At 72.3% G+C, this 21827-nt stretch carries 15 protein-coding genes; 8 read left to right on the top strand and 7 right to left on the bottom strand.

Annotation, left to right across the window (positions count from 1 at the left end):
* Nucleotides 1-13 precede the first annotated feature (13 nt).
* The 5 genes from WMF44_RS10780 to WMF44_RS10760 are packed head-to-tail and all read left to right on the top strand — an operon-like array spanning nt 14 to nt 7136.
* Nucleotides 14-1132, top strand: coding sequence for a hypothetical protein (locus WMF44_RS10780; protein WP_437299036.1), 1119 nt, complete (start codon nt 14-16; stop codon nt 1130-1132).
* 25 nt (nt 1133-1157) lie between these two features.
* Nucleotides 1158-3593 carry a DUF2169 domain-containing protein gene (locus WMF44_RS10775; protein ID WP_437299035.1) on the top strand — a complete coding sequence of 812 codons (2436 nt, stop codon included), beginning with the start codon at nt 1158-1160 and terminating at the stop codon, nt 3591-3593.
* A complete protein-coding gene (locus tag WMF44_RS10770) occupies nt 3590-5329 on the top strand; it encodes a pentapeptide repeat-containing protein (RefSeq protein ID WP_437299034.1) in 1740 nt (579 codons plus the stop codon). The genes WMF44_RS10775 and WMF44_RS10770 overlap by 4 nt, the downstream gene beginning before the upstream one ends.
* 16 nt (nt 5330-5345) lie before the next feature.
* Nucleotides 5346-6056 carry a DUF3540 domain-containing protein gene (locus WMF44_RS10765; RefSeq protein ID WP_437299033.1) on the top strand — a complete coding sequence of 237 codons (711 nt, stop codon included), beginning with the start codon at nt 5346-5348 and terminating at the stop codon, nt 6054-6056.
* A 12-nt stretch (nt 6057-6068) separates the two neighbouring features.
* Nucleotides 6069-7136 carry a S41 family peptidase gene (locus tag WMF44_RS10760; protein WP_437299032.1) on the top strand — a complete coding sequence of 356 codons (1068 nt, stop codon included), beginning with the start codon at nt 6069-6071 and terminating at the stop codon, nt 7134-7136.
* 19 nt (nt 7137-7155) lie between these two features.
* On the opposite strand, the gene WMF44_RS10755 is transcribed toward WMF44_RS10760, so the two are convergent.
* Both WMF44_RS10755 and WMF44_RS10750 read right to left on the bottom strand, forming a co-directional pair.
* Nucleotides 7156-9204 carry a hypothetical protein gene (locus tag WMF44_RS10755; protein WP_437299031.1) on the bottom strand — a complete coding sequence of 683 codons (2049 nt, stop codon included), beginning with the start codon at nt 9202-9204 and terminating at the stop codon, nt 7156-7158.
* Between the two features lie 718 nt (nt 9205-9922).
* Complete coding sequence (locus WMF44_RS10750) at nt 9923-11977, bottom strand: hypothetical protein (RefSeq protein ID WP_437299030.1); 2055 nt, start codon at nt 11975-11977, stop codon at nt 9923-9925.
* Nucleotides 11978-12101: 124 nt separating this feature from the next.
* Here WMF44_RS10750 and WMF44_RS10745 point away from each other — a divergent pair, with 124 nt between their 5' ends.
* Entirely contained in the window at nt 12102-12899 is a 798-nt protein-coding gene (locus WMF44_RS10745; protein ID WP_437299029.1) for a sulfite exporter TauE/SafE family protein, read from the top strand.
* A 67-nt stretch (nt 12900-12966) separates the two neighbouring features.
* Here the strand turns inward: WMF44_RS10745 and WMF44_RS10740 are convergent, their stop codons facing one another.
* The 4 genes from WMF44_RS10740 to WMF44_RS10725 form a co-directional block, all read right to left on the bottom strand.
* On the bottom strand, nt 12967-14901 hold the full coding sequence (locus WMF44_RS10740; protein ID WP_437299028.1) for a DUF6798 domain-containing protein: 1935 nt from the start codon (nt 14899-14901) through the stop codon (nt 12967-12969).
* Nucleotides 14902-15028: 127 nt separating this feature from the next.
* Nucleotides 15029-15760: an aquaporin Z gene (gene aqpZ / locus WMF44_RS10735; protein WP_437299027.1), complete on the bottom strand. Its 732-nt coding sequence runs from the start codon at nt 15758-15760 to the stop codon at nt 15029-15031.
* Between the two features lie 267 nt (nt 15761-16027).
* Nucleotides 16028-16600, bottom strand: coding sequence for a GNAT family N-acetyltransferase (locus WMF44_RS10730; RefSeq protein ID WP_437301549.1), 573 nt, complete (start codon nt 16598-16600; stop codon nt 16028-16030).
* Nucleotides 16601-17663: 1063 nt separating this feature from the next.
* On the bottom strand, nt 17664-18470 hold the full coding sequence (locus WMF44_RS10725; protein WP_437299026.1) for a class I SAM-dependent methyltransferase: 807 nt from the start codon (nt 18468-18470) through the stop codon (nt 17664-17666).
* Nucleotides 18471-18692: 222 nt separating this feature from the next.
* Between WMF44_RS10725 and WMF44_RS10720 the strand changes: the two genes are divergently transcribed.
* On the top strand, nt 18693-19235 hold the full coding sequence (locus WMF44_RS10720; protein ID WP_437299025.1) for a DinB family protein: 543 nt from the start codon (nt 18693-18695) through the stop codon (nt 19233-19235).
* A gap of 88 nt (nt 19236-19323) precedes the next feature.
* Here WMF44_RS10720 and WMF44_RS10715 read toward each other — a convergent pair whose 3' ends face one another.
* Nucleotides 19324-20847: a hypothetical protein gene (locus WMF44_RS10715; RefSeq protein WP_437299024.1), complete on the bottom strand. Its 1524-nt coding sequence runs from the start codon at nt 20845-20847 to the stop codon at nt 19324-19326.
* Between the two features lie 626 nt (nt 20848-21473).
* Between WMF44_RS10715 and WMF44_RS10710 the strand changes: the two genes are divergently transcribed.
* Nucleotides 21474-21815 carry a lipocalin/fatty-acid binding family protein gene (locus tag WMF44_RS10710; RefSeq protein WP_437299023.1) on the top strand — a complete coding sequence of 114 codons (342 nt, stop codon included), beginning with the start codon at nt 21474-21476 and terminating at the stop codon, nt 21813-21815.
* Nucleotides 21816-21827 lie beyond the last annotated feature (12 nt).

Below are 21827 nucleotides of genomic sequence, written 5' to 3'. Positions count from 1 at the left end.
ATACGGAGCTCCCATGGCCGGCGATGGCAAGTACGGTATCCTCCATGTGCCTGATTTCGGCGACGGCATGTCGTCGTACCTGCGCATCGGCGCGGCCGAGGGCGACGAGTACACCTGGCGCGATCACACCGACGGCAACCGGGTCATCACCACGCGGGGCGACAAGGTCGAGGTCATCGGGGGCACGTACAAGATGACCGTCCTCGGCCGCCGCGAGTTCGAGGGCGGCTGGAAGGCCGAGGACGGGCAGATCAACGAGAAGAGCATCACCTTCTACGGGTCGGGCGAGTTCGACTTCATCCAGGGCCCCCGCGGCGAGAAGCGCCTGCGCGAGAAGACCGTGAAGGGTGAGGTGCACACCACCTACCACGGCGATGCCTTCGAGTTCCATTACGGCAGCAGGCTGGAGAGCGTCACCGGACACGACAGCCCGCCGCGCAACCTGGACGAGATCACGGACGCCTGGGGGCTCCCGTCCTCAGGCGTCCTCGGGGAGAACCCCACGATCGTCGACAGGACGTGGGCCAAGAGCATCTCTTCGTATACCGGCTCGGCGAAGCTGCGGGTGCCCTCGATCTCCAACGAGACCTGGGCGGATACGATGGTGTCGACGACCCACGCCACGTCGATGACCGACGAGACGACCATCGACGGACCGTCGAAGTCGACCATGAAGGCAGGGTCGATCACGACCTCGACAACGGTCACCGGGACCATCGATGACCACACCGAGGCCGACGTCATCAAGAACTTTACGAAGGCGGGCAAGATCATCTCCGAGACCCACGCCGACACCAAGGACGAGATGTACGGCGACGCGGACTCCTACACGCAGGGCAACAGCAAGACCGTCGTCGACGGGATCGAGACGACGATCAACCTCGGCATGGTCAACGAGGTCGTCCTGGGGGGGATGATCGAGGCGACGCTCGGCGCGGAGGTGAGCTTCACAGGCGGCATCTCGGCGAGCGCCACGATCGGCCTGGAGGTGTCCGTCACCGTCGCCGCGTCCCTCGACGCCAGCATCGGGCCCACGCTCTCGATGGGGCCGGAGAAAATGAAGGTCACCCTGGACCGGGGCAAGGTCGTGCCCGTCCGCACGAACATCGCGGCAGTCCACCTCATGATGTGACGCGCTAGCGCGGCGACCCTCACGGATGGCGAACAAGAATCTCACCCCGTTCCTCTTCGGCAGCAAGGTCACCTCGCGGAGGCCGCCCCAGCCGGAGATGACCCTGATCGTCCGGGCGAAGTTCATCCTCACGCCCGGCGCGCCGCTCTCCCTGCCCGAGGGCCACCCGGCGCTCGCGCAGGAGACGCTGCGCGGCGACGTGTTCCACGACGACGATCACGAGCAGACAGGCGAGTGCCTGTACCCGAGCGATCTCGTGGACTTCAAGCCCCACGCCGACGTGCTCTTGCTCGGCACGTGCCACACGCCGGGCAAGGCGCGCATGACCGAGTGTCCGGTGCGGTTCGGCGTCGGGTCCTGGTCGAAGATCCTGCGCGTGGTCGGCGAGCGCGTGTGGATGGATGGCGTGCTCGGGCCCGCCATGAGCGATCCCGTGCCGTTCGACAGGATGCCGCTCGGCGATCGGCGCAGCTTCGGAGGGCCGGGGCACCCGCTCAACCCGGTGGGCAGGGGCCACGGGACGCGCGAGCTCCCCAACGTCGAGGGCGCGGACGATCTGCTGCTGTCGCGCTCGGATCGGCCGGCGCCCGCGGGGTTCGGGCCCCTGTCGCCGAACCGGCCCGATCGGCGCGCCCGGGTCGGAAAGAACTACGGCAAGGCGTACCGCGAGAAGCGAGCGCCGTACTTCGCCGACGACTTCGACTGGACGTACTTCAACTCGGCCCGGCCCGACCAGTGGCTCCCGTACCTGCGCGGGGACGAGGAGCTCCTGTTCCAGAACCTCCACCCGGACGCGGAGGTCTTCCGGTCGCGGCTGCCGGGCCTCCGGATCCGCGTCTTCGCGAACGACGCGGAGCGCGGGTTCCGGGAGGTGCCGATGCACCTCGACACGCTGCTCGCCAACCTGGACGAGGGGGCCCTGTTCCTCACGTGGCGCGGCCTCACGGAGGTGACCGACGACGACCTCTCGCGCGTCACGACGCTCGTCGCCTCCGAGCCGCTCGACGGCCCGGCGCTGCCCGAGGAGCATTACCGGGAGATCCTCGCGCGCTTCGAGGCCGATCCGCTCGAGATCGAGGAGCAGCTCGCGCCGGAGCTCAAGGAGGAGTGGGGGGCGCTGCAGGCGCTGCAGAAGAAGGGCGACGGCGCGGCGCGCGACGGCGGCGGCGGCGCGGCGGGGCTCGACCCGCTGTCGGCGCTGCTCAAGGCGCGGCTCGGCGACGTCGCGAAGCCGCAGCAGGAGAGGATCGGCCGGGCGATGGCGGGGCTCGCGGGCGTCGCGCTGCCGGGGGGCAAGGTCCTCGGCAGCATCATCGCGGAGGCGCTGCGCAACCTGCCGAAGGCCTCGCAGGCCCTGCCGCCGATGAGCTCCGGCGCGTCGCCCATGCTGATGGACGCGGCGCTCCGGACGGCCTTCCGGCGCGTCGCGCGGGCGGTGGAGGAGGCGAAGGCGCTCGCGGCCGCGCGGGGGACCCAGGTCCCGGCGCTCGCGGCGTGGGACAAGCTCGCCGGCGATCCGAAGCTCGCGTCGATGGGCCTCTCCATGGCCCCGCCGCGGCCGCCCGGGCAGATCGGGCCGGGGAGCGACCTCCGCGACCAGGACCTGAGCGAGCAGGACCTGAGCGGCCGCGACCTGACCGGCGCGGACCTCACGGGCGCCCTTCTCACGGGCGCCAACCTCCGGGGCGCCAGGCTCACGCGCGCCATCCTCAAGCAGGCCGTGCTGTTCGACGCCGACGTGAGGGAGGCCGATTTCACGGGCGCGGACCTGAGCCTCGCCACCCTGCAGAGCGCCTCGGCAGAGCGCGCCGTCTTCCGCGGCGCCACGCTGGAGGGCACCACGTTCGACGGCGCGCGGCTCATGGAGGCCGATCTCTCGGGCACGCAAGGGTCGCAGCTCGTCTTCTCGAGGGCGGACATGACGGGGGCCGTCGCGCGCGGGGCGGCGTGGGCCGTGGCCTTCCTGGAGGACACCGTGCTCGAGCGCGCGGACCTGTCGCAGGCCTCGCTCACGCGGTGCTTCGTGTCCAAGGTCAAGGGCGCCTCCGCCACGTTCGCGGGCGCGACCCTGACCGGATCGAGCTTCTCCGGGTCCGACCTGACCGGCGCGGTCTTCGCGGGCGCGCGGGGCGACGGGAGCGTGTGGATGGGCGCGACCCTCACCGGCGCGGATCTCAGCCTCGCCGTGCTGACGGGCACCCTCTTCATCGAGGCCACGGCCGACGGCGCGAGCTTCTTCGGGGCCAACGCGCGGGGCGCCCGGTTCGACCGGGCAAACCTCACGCGCGCCGACTTCACGCGGGCGAACCTCTTCGAGGCGGACCTGCTCAGGGCGCGGGTCCCTGAGGCGAAGTTCGTCGACGCGAACCTCTACGATGCGAAATTCTACGAAACCTCGGGATCCGGCTGTGATTTCAGGGGGGCGAACCTGAAGAAGTCGACGCTGGAGCGAGATCGATGACCCCGGACGAGCTGAGGGCGCTGCTCCAGGCGGGCGAGGCGCTCGAGGGCAGGACGCTCGGCGACATGGATCTGCGGGGGGCCGACCTCCGCAACGCGCGGCTGCGCGGCGTGAAGCTCGGGCGGGTGCAGCTGGAGGGCGCGGACCTCTCGGGGGCCGATCTCCGCGGCATCAAGATGGCCTGGTGCGCGCTCCGCGGCGCGGACCTGTCGGGCGCTGACCTCCAGGGCGCGGCCGTCGCCCAGAGCGACCTCTCGGGCGCGAACCTCGCCGGGGCGAACCTCACGGGGGCGAGCCTCGTCCGCGGGCAGCTGACCGGGGCGAACCTGCGCGGCGCGCGGCTCCAGGAGGCGAACCTGGCCGAGTCGAGGCTCGCGGGGGCGGAGCTGTCCGGGGCGACCCTGAAGGGCGCGCGGCTCGACCTCGCCGATCTGTCGGGCGCGGCGCTCGACGGGGCGAGCGTCTCGCAGTCGTCGTTCACGCGGGCGGATCTCTCGGGCGCCACGCTGTCGCAGGCGCGGATCGAGGGCTCGTCGTTCGCCGAGGCGAACCTGACGCGGGCCGATCTGTCGGGCGCCGAGCTCGACACGGTGGTGTTCCTGAAGGCCGATCTCCGGGAGGCCGTGCTCCCGAAGAAGCTCACGAAGACGGTGTTCGACGGCGCGCGCCTCGGCCGGCTCGACCTCTCCGGGGCGGACCTCGCGGGCGCGGCGCTGGAGGGGATGGACTTCGCGGGGGTGAGCTTCGAGAACGCGAACCTCACGCTGTCGTCGCTCCAGGGCACGGACCTCCGGGGCGCGAGCTTCCGGGGCGCGACGCTCGACCAGACGGTGCTCGCGGGCTGCGACCTCACCGGCGCGGACTTCCGGGGCGCGACGCTGAGGTCGTGCATGCTGTACAGGGCGCGGCTGCCGGGCGCGGATCTCTCGGGCAAGGACCTCGAGATGGTGGTCTTCAAGGAGGCCGATCTCTCGGGCGCCGACCTGTCCGGATCGCGGCTCGTGCGCTGCATGCTGGAGGGGGCCGACCTGACGGGCGCGAACCTGACGCGCGCGCTCGTCTCGCAGACCACGCTGCGGACCGCGGTCGTGGAGGGCGTCACCTTCGAGAAGGCGATCTTCGACTGCGTGGACTTCTCCGGCGTGGACCTGACGCGGGTGCCGCTCTCCGGGCTGACCATCACGCGGTGCTTCTTCGCGCTCGGGAACCTCTCGGGGATGGACCTCTCGGGGTGCAACCTGTCGAACTGCGACTTCACCTCGTGCAACCTGGAGCGGACCCGGCTCGACGGCGCCATCCTGGCGAACGCGAACTTCAAGGGGGCGAACCTGAGGCAGGCCTCGCTGGCGGGCGCGATGGCGAAGGCCGCCTTCTTCGGCGAGGGCGTGCTCGCCGGCGCCGGGCTGACGCAGGCGATGCTCCGCAATGCGATCTTCGTGAAGGCCGATCTCTCGGGGGCGAACCTCGCGGGGGCCGACATCCGGGAGACGGTGATGCACGAGGTCCGCGCGGCCGATGCGCTGTTCGTGGGGGTCAAGGCGCACCACGCCGATCTGTCGCACGCGGACATCTCGGGCGCCGACTTCACCGGCGCGGACCTGCACTGGGCGAACCTGCACCACGTCCGCGACGAGAAGACACGGTATCTCGATGCCAACCTCGCCACGGCGAGGCGCACGGACGTGGATCGCCTGGAGGCCGAGGCATGGATGCCGCCCGAGCGGCGCTCGCAATGAAGGAGGAGCGATGTCGATGGGAGCCATGAAGGAGAGCGATCGCGCGGCGGCCGTGCGGGAGGACGCGGCGGCGGGCGAGGAGCGCGCGCCTCGGGCGTACAGCGCGTACGGCGCGCACGGCGCGCACGGCCCGCGCGGCGCGGACGTGCTTCGGATCGGCCTCCCCCGGGCCGGGGGTGCGGCGGCCGGCGATGCGGGTCAGGAGGGCGCCGCGGCGCTCCCAAGGGAGTACCTGGGCCCGGGCCAGGTCACGGCGGCGGATGGGGGCGCGATCGCGGTGGAGCTGCCGGGCGGCCAGCCGGTCGCCGTCGAGATGGCGCTCGCGCTGCCTTACGAGCCGGCCGTGGGCGACACGCTGCTCGTCATCGGCAGGGAGGAGCGCTACTACGCCATCGGCGTGCTCCACGGCGCGGGCCGGACGGTGCTGTCGCTCCAGGGGGACGTGGCGGTGCACGCGAGGGACGGAGAGCTCTCGCTGTCCGGGGACAAGGGCGTCGCGATCCGGGGGCCGGAGCTCGAGGTGCAGGCGGGCAAGATCCGGATGGTGGCCGACGCCGTGGTCCAGCGGTTCACCTCGATGGTCCAGCGGGTGAGCGCGCTGCTGAGCGTGCAGGCAAGCGAGTCGCACACGGTCGTGGAGAAGACGGCGTTCACCAAGGCGAAGAACGCGACGATCCTGACCGAGGAGACGGTCACGGTGAACGGCAAGCAGATCCTCTTGGGATAGGAGGCCGGCGCGATGCTCCCTGCGAACAACAAGTGTACCGGCATGAGCGCCGGGTACCCCGACGTGTGCCTGTCGCCTGCGCTCGGCCCGTTCCCGTTCCCCAATTTCGACCTGAACCCGGTGAGGTTCCCGTTCTCGATCAACGTGTGGTTCTCGATGGGGCCTGCGCTGAGCCTCCTCGCGCGCGCGATCCTCACGATGGGCGACTGGCTGGGCACGCTGCACTGGACCTTCATGGGAACAGGCCAGTACACGTTCGGCAACGTGCGGGTCTTGGTCAACTATGCCCCCGCCACGTCGCTGCTCTCTCCGAGGTCCGGCAACAATTACAACTGCTTCATCGGCGTCCAGGTGTTGCCGAGCGTGACCAACGTCTTCATCACGTACAACGCGGGCAGCGCCGGGGGCGCGCGGCCCGCCGGCGCCCCGATGCTGGCCGATCTGGACGCGCTCGTCGCATCGCTCCACCCGTGCGGCGGGGCGTCGCCCGTCGAGAGCGTCCAGCTCGAGCCGGGGGTCGGGTACGTGAGGATACGCACCTTCTCGCTGGACGTGCCCGCCCGGGTCCACACGGCGGTGAGGGCGCTAGAGGCCGAAGGGCTGGAGACGCTCGTGCTGGATCTGCGCGACAACCCCGGCGGGGAGCTGACGGCGTTCCTCGAGCTCGCGGGCGACTTCCTGGAGCCGGGGAGCGTCCTCGGGAGGGCGATCGACGCGGACGGCGACGAGATGGTGTACCGGTCGAGCCACCGGGATCCGCGCCGTGTGCCGCTGTGGATCCTGGTGAATGGCGGGACGGCGTCGGCGGCGGAGCTCTTCGCCGGCTGCCTCCAGTGGCACGGGAGGGCGGTCGTGGCGGGGGAGCGCACGTACGGAAAGGGGACGGCGCTGAAGGTCGCGGCGGATCCGGAGGATCACGCGCCGGTCCTCGCGCCGGCGGCGAGGATGGTCCTGCCGGGGGGAGAGCCGATCCACGGGGCGGGGATCCGGCCGGATGTCGAGCTCGGGGCGATTGAAGGGGCCGATCGTGGCGGGGAGCGGCGATCGCTGATGGACTTGATCGCCGGCGCGAAGGCCTGAGCGCGATCCGCCGCTCGGCTCAGGGGCGCACCGCGAGGTACACGGTGCTCCAGAGCTGCACCGCGTTCGACTCGTCGTGGTGCAATCGCTCCGCGCCGAAGGGGACCAGCTTGTAACAGCCGCCCTCGAAGGCCCAGCTCCAGAGCTCCCGCGTGCTCTCCTCGCGCGTCGCCGCGATGACCTCCCAGAGCGCGCTCCGCGCCCGCTCCAGCGCGCCCCGCGCGCGGGGCGGCAGATCGCCGCGGCCGAGCTGCCGCTCGAGGCCCGCGGCCAGCATCGCCTGCTGCCACGACCACGTGACCGTCCCGTGGTAATGGGCCGCCGTGAAATCCCTCCGGATCGCCGGATCCTGCGCGAACGCGGGGTTCGCGACCAGGATCCCCACCGGCGTCCGCAGGCCGGCCGGGAACGGGCGGATCAGGCGGCCCGCGATCTCCTCCAGCGCAGCGGGCGGCGGCTCCGTGAACAGGAGGACGAAGCTGTCGTCGGAGTGCATGATGGGGATCGGCTTCCCGTCGTCGTCGAGCGCGACGGCAGGAAACGACAGCGTCCCCGAGAGCGACGCGAGCGCCGGCGCCGCGTCCAGGCCCAGCGACGCCGCATAGGACGACATGCGCCGCCTGGCCTCGTCCTCCGGCAGCTCCACACGGAAGAACACGCCGGCGTCCTTCCACGCGCGCGCGAGCCGCTCCGCCCGGCCGGCGCGCTCCGCGTCCGCGCCGAGCAGCGGGCTCGCGAGCAGCCGCGCCGACGCGTGGAGCGCGGCCGGAACCAGCGCGGTGTTCACGTCGTAGGGGATCCTGCCGCCCGCCAGGCCCTCCTGGCTGTCACGCCACTCGCCCACCTTCGTGCCCGCCTTGAGCCCGATCAACGTCATCGGATCCCCCGTCTCGGCGAAGGGGGCGGCGAGGTGGAGCACGAGCGCCACGTTCCGCGCGAGCGCCTCCGCATACGTATCGCCCCCCGGCGTCCGGCGCGACAGGAACTCGGCGGCGCGCTCCCGGCCGGCCGCGCTGCCGAGGAGATACTCGGCGGCGACCGGCGCGAGGAGGAAGTCGTCATCGATCATCTTGTAATCGTAGATGGGCTCGCGCAGCGCCCCGGGGATGCCCGCATCGAGGTGCATGAGCGCCGCGTACTCGCCGATCGCCTCCTCGTGCGCGACCTCGCCGGCCAGGCTCAGCCGATCGAGGACCGAGCCGAGGCCCGCCTCGACCACCGCCGGATCGAGGACGGGCAGGAGCATCCTCACCGCGAGCAACGTGTCCCGGCCGAAGTACGTAAGGAAACGCCAGGACCCGGCCAGCAGCTTCTCCCGGTACGCGAGGAAGCCGAGCGCCCGGCGGTGGCGCGCATCGTCGCTGGCGCGCTCCGTCACGAGCTCCTCGAGGGGCACCGGCGTGAGCGGCGCCTCGTCCGAGAGCGCCGTCACCCGGACACGGAGGCCGCGCGGCCCTGCCGCCAGCGCGATCCGGCCGTCGTCCCCGAGTGCGGCCGTCGTGCCGTCCTGCGGCTCGATGAGCAGCTCGAGGTGATGATCGCCGTCCAGCATCGTCCGCCGCACGGCGATCGCCGCTCCCCGCTGCGAGGCGAAGGCCTCGACGTCGTTCCCGAGCCAGGCCGGAACCTCGGCGTCGCGCCCCACGTCGCGGAGCGTACGGACGCTCCCCAGGAGCACCCGATGGACACGCAGCACCGGCGCCTCGCTCGCGAGGAGCGCCGACACGCCGCGCATGACGCCGGGCCGCTCCACGCGCTCCACGCGCTCCACGCGCTCCACGCGCTCCACTCCAGAGACGTCCCCCTCCACCGAGAGCTCGACCGGCGCGGGCAGAGAATCGAACCACACAGCGATTCCCATGTTCCCTGCCGGAAAAGCGACGATGAGCCGCGGCGACACGCCCGACGTCGTCAAGAGATGGGCGGCGATATGACCGCGACGGAAGAAGTGGTTGTCTATCTGGCCTTCTTGCAGATCGAAGGCCAAGAGCTCAGCAGGCGGCGGCGCGGAGGGCGCCTCGCCGTGTGGTGCGCCGGAGACGCAGGAGGCGGCAAGCAGCGTGGACAAGGTGGCTCCCCTCAGAAATCGCTCGATCTTCGTGGGCCTCGTGGGCACCGCGGGACCGTACCCAGCCGGGGCGCGCCTGCCAAGGACCAAGGGCCTTCGGTGGCCGCCAGCTTACGTCTGCGACGCGCTGGCCGTTTATCGCGTATTTTCAGCGAATTTACCGAGGTAGAGCGGATTCGGCAGGACGCCTGGGAGGGCGCCGCCACGGCCTCACGCCGCGCGGCACGTCTGGCGCCGGGAACGGACGCGACGGACGCAAGATGCAACGGACGCGGCCGACCAGAGCACCAGAGGACACGATCGCGAGGACGAGATGACAAAGAAAGAGCTCACGCCTTGGTTACCCTGCGATAACCCATCCGAGAACTCAGTTGTTGATAGTGGGTTCGCAGCAGGCGAATGGCCTGCGAGCCATTTTGAGGAAGGGGGTTCGAGATGGGCGAGAGCATCTCCGGCCAGGCCGCGGCCGGCAGCAATGGTTGCTGATCGCGCGAAGCTCAGCGTTCCGCAAGAGGGCCTGATCAGCACCTGGGTTGATGGCAGCCTCGGCGTCGTCGAAGAGGTCGTGCGCGCGGGGTTCGGCTTCCTCTGAGGACGTGCGCGTCGAGACGCAGGAGCGCCTCGGCGCCACGCTCTTCTTCCTCCCCGCCTCCCTGTGAAAATTCTCCGGGTTTCAACGTGATCTGTGCTCCAGGCAGGCGAGCGAGGCGTACGCCCGTCAGCGCCCCTCGGCCCCCCGCCCTGGCTTCCGCCGGCGGTAGAGCCCGATGACCAGCGCGAGCACGGCGGCGCCCAGCCCGGCGACGGCGATGAGCCGCGCCGTCGTGCTCCACCGGCCGAACGGCCATCGGCTGGCCCGTCCCGCGCTGTCCGCCTCGCCGCCCGTGCGGGGGAGCGGGACGAGCGCGCGGCGGGCCGCCGCCGCCTCGGCGAGCGCGCGGCGGACGCCGGCGGCGTCGAGCGAGGCGTCCGCCGGGATGAGGGCGCGCAGCGCGGAGCGCGCCCTGAAGAACGGGGCGCCGTCGCTGCTCCACGCGGCGGGCGCGCTGTCGAGCGCCTCGTCGAGCGCGGCAGGGATCACCTCCTTGACGATCGCGTCCACCGCGCCGGGCGACGCCGACCTCGCGAGCGCGATGTAGCCGGCGTCCTGGATCCCGCGGCGAAGGCTCTTCAGGCGCATCGAGGGGAGCACGCCGGGAAAGCCGACGGACCGGGAGGAGAACGCGCCCCGCTGCGTCCCGGGATAGAGCAGCATGCCGTCGCCGAGGCACGCGTCGCCGTCGCGGTTGTGGAAGTTCTCGGCGACCGTGAACGGGTCGATGGGCCCTTTGCCGCCGCGGTTGCCGTCGTGCCAGAACGCCGTCTCCCACAGGAACCAGCGGTCCACCTCGTGGGAGGCCGCGATCCAGCCGTCGGCCATGAGCCCGGTGAGCGGCGCGTCGATCATGAACGTGCCCGTCCTCGGCAGCGCGCCGTTGTACACCCAGAGCCGCTGGCCCGCCTCGCGCGCGGCCCGCGCCCACGTGGAGTCGAAGCGGTTCGCCGGCGTGAGCACGAGGTCGACGTCCTGCTCCACCGGAGGGATCTCGCCGCACGAGTGCCCCACGAGGACGCGCGACGACAGGCGCGAGCCGCGGATCAGCCGGCGCCAGCCGGGCCCGCGGGGGCTCTCGCACTGCTCGTCGATCGCATAGAGCATCACGTCGTCCACCGCCGGCGGGAGGAGGTCCGCGACCGCCTCGACGCGGCGGAGGGTCGCGTCCCCGGGATCGCCGAAGCCGCCATAGGCGCCGAGCGCCACCGCCCCGGGCGGCACGCCCGCGCCCGGCCCCCGGTAGCCGCGCGCCTCCGTGAAGAGCGAGCCGTCGATCGCAGCGCGCAGCCGCTCGACCTCGGCGGGGCTCCGGACCGACGCGAAGCCGTCGACGTGGTGCTCGTGGAGCAGCTGCCAGAGCTGCTGCTCCACGGCGGGCCCGTCGCCGACCCGCGCGGCGACCTCGTCGGCCTCGTAGAACGCGATGAAGTCGACAGCGCCGTACGGCAGCGTCGCCGGGGCGACGTCGAGCTTCAGATCGAGCGACGCGAGCTCGCCGTGCGACGCGGATCCGACCACCACCCTCCCTTCGTAAACGCCGGGGAGGGCGCCCTCCGGGACGTGGAGATCGATCCAGACCGCCCGGGTCTCGCGGGCGCCGACCTCGAGCGGGTACGGCGCCCAGGGGGGCGCGAGCTCGACAGGGATGAGCGCGTCGGGGAGGAACCCGAGGTGCACGTCGTCGGGCGGCCGCGCCGCAGGGCTCCACCCGAGCGACTCCCGGGGGCGCTGCTCGTTGCGCGAGCGCTGCGTGATCTCGACGTAGTGCTCGACGAAGCGGCGGATCGAGATCGCCCCCGCGGGCGCCGCTCCCTGCCCCTGCGCGGGCTGCTGCGGCGCCTTGGCCGGCGCGCCCGGGCCGGCCGCGGGGTCGAGCGCGGAGAGCTCGACCGTGACGCCGCGCACGGGCTCGGCGCCGGCCTCGACGACGACCTGGAAGGCGACGACCTCCGCGCGGAGCGCGCCGAGCCGGATCGGCTCGCCGGGCCGGAAGACAGCGTTTCCTTCGCCGCGCGAGAGCGGCAGGCCGACGTCCTCCCGGCGGACGCGCGTGCCGTCGTCGGCCACCCAGACGCGCGCGCGCTCGGGCTGCCCCTCGCCGGCGGCCGCCGGAGCGAGCGCGCCGCACGCCATGACGGAGAGCAGCGCGGCGGGGAGATGCGGGAAGGATCGCGGCATGTCGCTCGGCTCTCCGAGGAGGAGCGACCGCCAGGGTCGGCCGCCATTCCATCCTAGGGGCGCCGCGCCCGCCCCCTCAAGCGCGGCGGTTGACAGGCCGGCGGGGCTCGGGCGATCTCGCGCCGTGGATCTGACCAGAGCGGCACTCCTCGCCGGCGGCGCCGCCGTGGCCGGCGCCATCAACGCGGTGGCCGGGGGCGGCACGCTTGTGTCGTTCCCCGCGGCGATCGCGGCGGGGCTGCCCCCGCTCGCGGCGAACGCGACGAACGCCGTGGCGCTCACGCCGGCGTCGCTCGCGTCGGCGTGGGCGTATCGCCGGGAGCTCTCCCGGGACTACCGGGTCCTCGGCGTCCTGTTCCTGCCCTCGCTGCTCGGCGGCGTCGTGGGCTCGGCGCTCCTGCTCGTGACGCCGCAGCGCGTGTTCGACGCCGCGGTGCCGGGGCTCGTGCTCGTCGCGACGCTGCTCCTGCTCTGGCAGAACCTGCGCCGGGCGAAGCCCTCCGCGGTGCCATCCCCCGCGGCCGATCCCGGCGCGGAGCGCTTCGCGCTGCCCTCCCGGCCGTGGCTCGTGTTCCTGCTCCAGTTCCTCGTGAGCGTCTACGGCGGCTACTTCGGCGCGGGCATCGGCATCATGATGCTCGCGCTGCTCTCCTCGTTCGCGGGCGACGTGGACATCCACCGGCTGAACGGGATCAAGACGGTGCTCGCGAGCCTGATCAACGGCGTGGCGGCGCTCGCGTTCCTGTTCGCGGGCGCGGTCGACGCGGTCGCCACGCCGATCATGATGGCGGCGGCGGTGGTCGGCTCGCTCGCCGGCGCCGTGGTCGCCCGCCGCATCGAGCCCAGGAAGGTGCGGTGGTTCGTCGTCGCGCTCGGCCTCACGCTCACGGCCAAGCTCGCGTGGGACCGGCTCGGCGGCTAGCTCGGCAGCTCGCCCGGACGCCTAGGCGATACGCGACCCGCGGCGAGCCTCGAGCCCCGATGACGTCTCAGCCGGCCAGGTCGAGGATCACGAAGCGCGAATTCTGATAGACGACCTTGCCCGGCAGGTCCCTCTGCCGGCCGCGCGCCACCACCACGTAATCGAGCTTGTATTTCTTCTTCAGCGGGCCGAGCCGGGCGGCATCGAGATCCCCGTAGCCGTCGGACAGGTCGTCCGAGCGCCGGAAGCCCTTGCGCCCGGAGACGTCCTCCAGCCGCCGGTACCATTCCACCAGCTCGCTGGGTACGTAGGCGCTGCTCTTCCAGTCGACGACGATGGCGCGCTCGCCGAGGAGCCGGAAGCGCTCCAGCTGCGGCGGCGTGAGGAACACCGCGTCCTTCGGGGTGCTGGCGCGGATCCAGGCGTACATATCGGCCTCGGGCCCGCGCATGCCCTTGATCACGCTCGACCGCTCCCGGTAGCCCCTCACCTTGGGCACGCCGACGCGGAGGCAGGCGAGCGCCGCGTAGGCGACGACCGCATAGGCGCCGAAGCGCAACAGAAATGCGCGCGCCGGGGCGAGACCGACGCGCCGGCGCTCGAGCAGCGACGCCGCCGCGCCGACGAGGGCGCCCGCGGCGCCGGGCGCGAGGGCCAGCACGAGCGACCACCCCACATCCCCGCCCTTGTCGAGCATGGCCAGGGCGACGAAGCCGCCCAGCGTCAGCGTGAGGGCCGCGGGCGGGATGCGCCGGAAGAGGGAGGGGCGGGCCGCGATGCTCACCGAGGCCGCGCAGACGAGCAGCTGCATGAGGAGATCGAGGAACGGCGCGAAGCGCCACACGAAGAGCTGCGCGACGCGCGGGATCTGCACCCAGGTGGTGAGCAGCGTCCCGGTCCAGAGGAGGATCGCCATCGCGAGCACCACCGCGCCGAGGCGGCGCCCGCGCCCCTCGCGGCCGCGCAAGAGCCACCCGCCGGCGCCGAGGCCGAGCATCTGCCACGCCGCCACCGGGAAGAAGCTGCTCTTGTAGGTCGTGGGCGCGTAATGGTGCGGCGCGCGGATGTTGAAGAGGATCTCCTGCGCGAACGCCGCGTCCGGCGAGCGCACCGAGCGGAGGATGAGCGGGGAGAGGAGCAGGAACACCGCGATGGCCGGTCCGACCTGCATGGCGATGCGCCGCGCCAGATCCTTCCAGCCGTCCCTCCAGCCGAGCAGGAGCTGGGTGAGGCCGAAGGTGCCGATCCCGAGGACGAGGTAATTGGCGTGGAACAGGCCGCTCAGGCCGAGGAACACGCCCGAGAGCAGGGTGCGGCCGGCCACGAGGGGCGGCAGCGCCGCGAGCAGGAAGAGGCTGCCCAGGGTGGAGGGCTGGAGGGTGAAATCGAAGATGTAGCTGACAGCGACGCTGTCGGTGCGGGTGACGAAGGCGATCGCCATTACGAGCAGGAAGGTGGCCAGCGCGAGGCGCCGCTGCTTCAGCAGCTCGACAGCGAGCCAGTACACGCACATGGCGCCGAGCGCCGCGGTGACCACGAGGCCCCAGCCCACCGCCGCGCCGCCGCGGTCGATGGCGAGCAGCAGCCAGCCCACGTAGGAGAACGCCGGGTGGTAGTTGGCCGCGCCTGTCGCGTACCAGTCCTTGGCGAGCACGCTGGGATCGAGCAGCCGGAGCGCGCCCAGCAGGTACGACGTCTGGTTGTTGACGCCGTAATTGACGCCGTAGCTCAGCCCGAAGCAGATGGAGACGACGAGCGCGATGAGCGCGGCCGGCAGCTCGCGGAGGAGCGGCGCGAGCCTCTGCCGCGGCGAGGGCCGCGCCGGCCCGGCCGCCGCGGGCCGCGCGGCGCGCGGAGAGCTCTCCTCGCCGCCTGCGCCCTCCGCGCCGGAGCTCGCCTCGCCGCCTGCGTCGGCGGTGTTCTCGTCATCCGCGCCGGCGGCAGCGTCCGTGTCGGCCTCGGCCTCGGGCGCCCCGGGCCCGGTCCCGATCTTGGTCCTCATCTCGGGGCGCGAGCCCTAGCATAGGTGGCACGATGCCGTGCGTGGAATCTCGACAGCGCGCGGGGCCGGGAGCCGAGCGCCGGGCCGGCCTGATCCGCGCCGTCGGCCTCCTCCTTCCTCGGCCTCGTCAGCTGACCGGCGGCGACGTGACGACGGCCCGGCTCGGCCTCGGGCCCACGAGCACCGGATAGAGGGCGCCCGCGAGCACGCCGCCGGCGAGCGGGGCGAGCCAGAAGAGCCAGAGCTGAGACAGCGCCCCTCCGCCGACGAACAGGGCAGGACCGGTGGAGCGCGCCGGGTTCACCGACATGTTCGTGACCGGGATCCCGATGAGGTGAACCAGCGTGAGCGCGAGCCCGATGGCGATCGGCGCGAACCCGCGCGGCGCGCCGTGATCGGTCGCGCCGAGGACCACCATCACGAAGCCGAACGTGAGGACGATCTCGGTCAGGAGGCTCGCGAAGAGCGAGTATCCGCCGGGCGAGCGCCCGCCGTAGCCATTCGACGCGAAGCCTGCCTGCACGGCGAACCCGGCGGCGCCGCTGGCGATCGCGTAGAGGATCCCGGCGGCGACGATGGCGCCGGCGATCTGGGCGAGGACGTACGGCAGGATGTCTCGCGCGGGAAAGCGCCCGCCGGCGATCAGGCCGAGCGTCACGGCGGGGTTGAAGTGCGCGCCCGAGATGTGGCCCACCGCGTAGGCCATCGTCAGGAAGGAGAGCCCGAACGCGAGCGCCACGCCCAGGAAGCCGATCCCCAGCCTGGGATACGCCGCGGAGAGCACGGCGCTCCCGCAGCCGCCGAGCACGAGCCAGAACGTTCCGAGAAACTCTGCGGCCGTACGCCTGGACAACGACATCTCCATCTCTTCATCTCCCCTGCGGAAGGCCCCCTCGGCGCGGACCGAGGCGCGGCAGCGGCCGCGCCCGACCGTGGAGCGGCCGCGCCCGAACGTAGACCGAGGCGCTGCGGCGGCCGCGCCCGGCCGTGGGGCCATCCCGACGGCTGGCGCAGGCCGCACGGTCGGCCGGCGGGCACCCTGCCGAGGCGATGCTCCACCGGCCCTTCGTCGACATTGGATGAGCCCCGGCCCGCCGCGTTGCGGTCGGACCGCTTCGAGCGCCCCTCACCGGTGTTCGATCTTCCGCAGCCGGTACGCCCGCGCGTCCCACAGCCAGAACGCCCGCTCGCCGCTCGCGAGGACGTCGAACCCGTGGCGGGCCGCCAGCCGCGCGGCGTCGGCCGCGTCGTGCGCGGCGTGCGCGGCGTCAATCGCGCGCGCGGCGGCCGCGAGGTCCCCCGCGGCGCCGAGCAGCCGCACCAGGCCGACCTCCGGCGACGCCTCGCCGGACATCACGGCCTGCACCGCGCCCTCGCCCTCCCCGACCTCTCGCCCGGCTCCGCCGAGCGCGCCCCGGCGCCGCAGCCGCCGGCGGAACGTCCAGCGGTCGACGGCGCCCCAGTCGTACTTGTACGGCTCGCGGCCGCGGAGGAAGTCCACGGTCCGCGCGCCCTCGCGCGCCGCGTGCTCGATCGCGCTGGCGAGCATCACGAGCCCCGGGCTGTACCACGCGAGCTCCGGATCGAAGCCGGTGATGTACGACGCGAGCCCGCCGCGCTCGGCGAACCCGTAGAGCGACGCGATGATCCGCCCGCCGAGCCGCAGGCCGAAGAGCCGCAGCGCGCCCCGCGCGCACAGCGCGCGCGGCCTCGCGGTGGAACGGCCGGAGCGCCTCGTCGAGCACGCCCCCCTCGCCGCGCGAGCGCCAGCGCGCCGTGTGGTTCACGAACAGCGCGTCGAGTAGCTCGTCCACGCTCGCCGCGTCGGCCACGTCGAGGCGCAGGTCCCCGGCCCGCGCGAGACGCTTCCGCGCGCGGGCGACGCGCGCGCGCATCCCCGGCGGAAGCGGCGCGTCCGGCGCGGCGCCCTCGGGGCTCGTCACCGCCGGACACGCCTCGTGCTTCTCGACCTCGTCCGACCAGCCGGGGGGCGCCTCGGCGAGGAGCAGCGGCGACGACGCGCGCAGGTCGTGGAGATCGGCGACGTCCCACGCGTCGGCGCGCTCTTCGAGGCAAGCGAGCGCCGCGTCCGCGACCGCGCGCTCGTACCCGGACGCGGCCAGGACATCGTTGTAATCGGTGATCCCGGCGCCGAGCAGCGCGACGACGCGCTCGTCGCCGATGCGGTGAACCGCGAGGGGCGCGAGGCCGACGAGCCCCTCGTCCGACCGGAAGACCAGGGCGAGCACCGCCTCGGGCCCGAGCGCCCGGCACCACGGGATCAGCCACTCCGGCCGCTGGAACGCCGTCGCCGACGGGCACCGCTGCCACAGCGCGCTCCACGGCTCCCGCAGCGCCTCGAGCTCCTCGCGGCGGCTCAGCACCTCTACGTCGAGTCGTTCGCTCACCTGCCCCCCGAGCGGCGGGCTCGGCGCTCCTCGGCCGTCGTCGAGCGCGCGCGGGCGCTCACCGGGCTCCCCGCCCCTGCCGGCGCCGTATCCTCGCAGAGGCGCGCGGCCACGCAACCGGCGTGCGCTCGGAGAAGGCTCTGGAGAGCTCGCGCCGGCCGGCTCGTCGCCTCTGGCCGCTGGTTGCCGAGCTTAGCGACAAACGGGTTGAAACCCCGAGAAAAAGCAGAAATTTCACAGGGAGGCGGGGAGGCGGGGAGCGAGAGACGGCAAGAGGGAGAAATTCATTTTTTCTTCCTCCCCGCCTCCTCGCCTCCCTGTGAAAATTCTCCGGGTTTCAACATGATCGCTGTTCTAGGCCTCTCCCGCGCGCGCCACGGCGAAGATCAGGTGACGTTGCAGCCGGATCCCCTCCGGCGCGCGGCGGCGCTCGAGCTCGGCCGCGAGCGCCGCCTTGACCCGCGCGGCCCCCGCCGGATCGAGGTTGGACAGGAAGTTGCCGAACGAGCTGGCCAGGTAGAACGCGATCACGTCGTCCGTGTCCGTGAAATGGTCCGTGAAGGAGCGGATCTGGAGCCTCGGATCCTCGAAGCCGGCGAGCACGAGGGTGCTCGTCAGGTCGTCCGAGGTCACCTTGTAGGTCGTGCTGCCGAGCGTCTCCGCGCTGCCGGTCAGGCCGAGAGACGACAGCACCCCCTCGATCACCTGCTCGAACTCGTGCGGGCGCTCCCTGGCGGCCGAGCTGATGCCGAGACGCCCTCCCCGCTTGAGCACCCGGCGCGCCTCGCGCAGCGGCCCGAGCTTCTCGGGCAGCCAGTGGAGCACGCTGTTCAGGAACACGACATCGAAGCTCCCGGCGACGAACTGCGAGAGATCCTCGGCCTGCCCGACGCTGGCGCGGAAGTTCGGCCGGCGCTTCTCGTTCGCCAGATCGACCCGGAGCGGCAGCGGATCGACGCCGGCCACCGCGCCGGAGGGGCCGACCAGATCGGCGACGTAGGCCCCGAGCCGGCCCGTCCCACACCCGACGTCGAGGACGCGCTCGCCCGGGGAAATCTGGAGATCTTCGATGAGCAGCTTTCCGTGGTTGAACTGCCGATCGCTGACGCGATCATACGTCTCGGCCAGGACAGCTGAATCGAGCGAAAGGCTGACCATCATGGCTCCTTGGGAGAGGAGGTGGAGATCGGCGAAAGACGGGTTCGAGTGGAGGGTCTCCCCGACCACCACGCGTCTGCTATCGAGGACGATAGTCCGCCATAACGGACCGAGCAAGCGCGATCTCGACGGCTGCGCGCGAAGGCGGCGGTGCTGGCCCGGTTTCGCCGTCGGGGGCGGGCGTGGTAGCGTCCGCGCCTGCTCTCGAACCACGAGGAGTCGCTCATGAGCTGGATCGACCAGTACCGCGCCTTGGCTCGCTACAACCGGTGGATGAACGACAGGCTCTTTGCGCTGGTCGGCGAGCTCGACGACGTGGAGCGCAAGCGCGATCGCGGGGCCTTCTTCCGGTCGATCCACGGCACGTTGAACCATATCCTGCTCGCCGACCGCACGTGGATGGGGCGCTTCACCGGCGGCGCGGAGCGGTTCGTCTCCCGCGATCCGAGCGGGAAGGCCATCGAGATCACCGCGCTCTCGCAGGAGCTCTACGCGGACTTCGGCGATCTCTCCCGCGAGCGCGCCAGGACGGACGCGGATATCCTCGCCTGGGTGCACGAGCTCGATGACCGGGCGCTCGCGGGCGACCTGACGTACACGCGGAGCGGGACGGTCTACACCTCTCCGCTCTGGTGGTCCGTGGGGCACCTCTTCAATCATCAGACCCATCACCGCGGTCAGGTGACCACCCTGCTCACACAGATGGGGATCGACCCTGGCGCGACCGATCTGATCGCGATGCTGCGGGACGAGAGCCGCGCGTCATGACACGCGCACGCGCGCCTCGCCCCGCGGCGAGCGCGGCTGTCCGGTGGTCCGACAGCCCCCTGGGCGGGCGGGCGGGGCCAGCTCGGGATCACCGGGCGGCGCGCCGCCGGCCGTCCTGCCGCGCCTGGCTCGCCGCCCTGACCTCGACGAGCGGATTGCGCGCCTCGGCGGCGCGCAGCCGCTCGAAGCGCTCGATCCGCGCGCGGTTGCCGCTCTGCCGCAGCGTCCGCGCGAGCACCACGCTCTTGGCGAGCCGGATGAACCGCAGGCGGTGGGCCGAGTCCACGTCCTCGACGTCTCTCCTGCCCGCCCGGGGCCCGAACTCGCGTTCGTAGGCGGCCCGGAGCCGGTGCTCTCCGTGGAGGCCCAGCGCGTCCGAGAGCCCCTCGAGCGCGGCCCGCTCCGCCGGGGTCGACCACGAGAGGACCCTGGAGTAGGGCGTCGCCATGGTCTCGTGATCGGGCTTGTTGACGAAGCGGCGCAGGAACACATCGGACGTCGCGACCGGCACATCGCCCGTCTCCTGGTGGAGGAGGGCGTACGCGAACGCCTCGTTCATCCCCACGAGCTGGTTCCGGTCGTAATCGGCGCCGTGGACGCGCTTCCCGAGGCGATCGACGCCCGAGAGGGCGGCGAAGAAGAAGCTGCTGAAATCGGTGTAATCCGCCTCATCGATCTCGGGCGTGCAGCCCGACGCGGGGCGGTCCCGGGTCGCCGCGAAGAAGCCGACGATGTCGCGCTCGACCAGCTCGCCGTCGGGCCTGCCGCCCTCGAAGAGGAGGTTCGCGAACGAGCCGGAGTAGCACTGGGCCATGACGAGGACGACGGGCGTGCCGGCGGGCAGCTCCTTCATGCGGGCAGCGAGATCGCGCACGGACAGCGCTCCGCCGCCCCAGAGGTCGAATACGTTGTTGTCGAGATCGTGCCCTGGATCCGGGCTCCCGTGGCCGGCGAAATACAGCAGCAACGGGTCGGCGGGGCGCGCGTGGACGAACCTGCGCCAGATCGCGTCGAACCCGGGGCGGGTGGTCGCCCCGTCGATGCGCGGCAGCCTGGGCGCGCGGTAGCGCGTGTGGCCGCCGTCGAGGAACTGCACGCTCCGCGTGCCCCGGCGCCCGTCGGCGAACAGGACGCGCCGCTCCGCCCAGGCCGGGAGCAGCGACTGGAAGTACCGGATGTGGCCTTCGATGGCCACCTGGTTCATGGGCGGCCTCGGGCCGCCGCCCACGACGAGCGCGCGCCAGGCCGCGGGCTCGGGGGAAGCCGCGGAAGGCAGGGCCGGCGGGGCGAGCGAAGCCGGGGGCGCCTGCGGGGTGGCCGGCGCGGGGCGCGGCGGGTGAGCCTGCGGGGCGGCCGGCGCAGGGCGCGGCGGCCGCCCCGGCGAGGGGGCTGGCGCACGGCGCGGCGGGCGCACTGGCGAGGCCGCCGGCGCGGGGCGCGGCGGGTGGGCCTGCGGGGCGGCCGGCGCGGGGCGCGGCGGGCGCGCGCCCGCGGTCGCGGTGGTCGCCGTGGCGACGGCGATCACAGCGACCCGGAGGAGCAGATGGTGCGCGGCGGTCACGTCCTCGGCCTCGGCAGCGCGCACATCGCGGCGCTCGATTCTAGGTAGCACGAGCGGCGCCCCCGCGTCGATACGCGCTCTCTCGATCTCTCGGCCGCCCAACCGGGTTGGCCCGGCCCACGTGGGTTACATCGAGCGCGAGCTACAATGGGGACGCCTGGTTCCGTGGCGAGCGCCACCGGGATGCTTTCACTGCGTACACGTGTGCCTCCATGAGGGCGCCGCGCGTCGCGTGTCGGGCTGTTTCTGTCTGCCAGGCAGTCTGTCTGTCAGCATTCGAGCAGTCAGTCTGTCGGCCTGTCTGCTTCAGGTTCAAGCGGATCCAGGGGAACGCGCTCTCCGACGAGGACCTGCGCCGGCCGGCAGCATTTCGCCGCAGGCGGGGCAAATTGTATCGCCGAGCCCATCGTCGACCACAGCAGAGCTCCCCTGCTTTCACCACGGTCTCCGCGTGGTGCCTGCGACGCGTCGCGGCCACCACGGTCTCCGCGTGGTGGCCGCGACGCGTCGCAGGCACGACGGCGCGGTTCGGCAGCGCGACGGGCTCCGCGGCGCGCTCGGTCCAGGGAGCCGCCGTATGGCCGAGGTCGTCCATCGCGTGCCCGGATCTTCTCATCGGCCTCTGGCATGCGGATTGCCGTTCCCCGCGCCGATGCACGAGCACAGGAGGGAATACCATGTCGGCCAGCTCATCGAAGACGACCATCGATCATGACGAGATCCGCCAGTGGGCCGAATCGCGCGGAGGCCGCCCGGCGACGGTGAAGAGCACCCAGGAGGGCGGTGAGCCTGGCATCCTCCGCATCGATTTCCCCGGGTACAGCGGGGAAGGCACCCTGGAGGAGATCTCGTGGGAGGACTTCTTCGACAAGTTCGAGCAGTCGAACCTCGCCTTCGTGTACCAGGAGAAGACAGCGGACGGGCAGCCGAGCAACTTCTCGAAGCTGGTGAGCCGCCCGGACGATGTCGGCGGCAAGAAGGCGAAGCAGGGCAAGCAGAAGTCGAGAAAGGCGGCCTGAGCCCGGGAGCCA

The organism is Sorangium sp. So ce426, assembly GCF_051475585.1.
GTDB lineage: Bacteria > Myxococcota_A > Polyangia > Polyangiales > Polyangiaceae > Sorangium > Sorangium cellulosum_B.
The sequence above is the reverse complement of the archived record's forward strand: the minus strand, read 5'-3'. Positions and strand labels throughout refer to the sequence as shown.

What these genes read in the sequence shown, in the direction of transcription:
- WMF44_RS10720 (WP_437299025.1), top strand. Translation starts at nt 18,693, where the DNA reads ATGAGCTGGATCGACCAGTACCGCGCCTTGGCTCGCTACAACCGGTGG.
- WMF44_RS10775 (WP_437299035.1), top strand. Translation starts at nt 1,158, where the DNA reads ATGGCGAACAAGAATCTCACCCCGTTCCTCTTCGGCAGCAAGGTCACC.
- aqpZ (WP_437299027.1), bottom strand. Translation starts at nt 15,760, where the DNA reads ATGTCGTTGTCCAGGCGTACGGCCGCAGAGTTTCTCGGAACGTTCTGG.
- WMF44_RS10765 (WP_437299033.1), top strand. Translation starts at nt 5,346, where the DNA reads ATGGGAGCCATGAAGGAGAGCGATCGCGCGGCGGCCGTGCGGGAGGAC.
- WMF44_RS10710 (WP_437299023.1), top strand. Translation starts at nt 21,474, where the DNA reads ATGTCGGCCAGCTCATCGAAGACGACCATCGATCATGACGAGATCCGC.
- WMF44_RS10740 (WP_437299028.1), bottom strand. Translation starts at nt 14,901, where the DNA reads ATGAGGACCAAGATCGGGACCGGGCCCGGGGCGCCCGAGGCCGAGGCC.
- WMF44_RS10725 (WP_437299026.1), bottom strand. Translation starts at nt 18,470, where the DNA reads ATGATGGTCAGCCTTTCGCTCGATTCAGCTGTCCTGGCCGAGACGTAT.
- WMF44_RS10750 (WP_437299030.1), bottom strand. Translation starts at nt 11,977, where the DNA reads ATGCCGCGATCCTTCCCGCATCTCCCCGCCGCGCTGCTCTCCGTCATG.
- WMF44_RS10760 (WP_437299032.1), top strand. Translation starts at nt 6,069, where the DNA reads ATGCTCCCTGCGAACAACAAGTGTACCGGCATGAGCGCCGGGTACCCC.
- WMF44_RS10780 (WP_437299036.1), top strand. Translation starts at nt 14, where the DNA reads ATGGCCGGCGATGGCAAGTACGGTATCCTCCATGTGCCTGATTTCGGC.
- WMF44_RS10770 (WP_437299034.1), top strand. Translation starts at nt 3,590, where the DNA reads ATGACCCCGGACGAGCTGAGGGCGCTGCTCCAGGCGGGCGAGGCGCTC.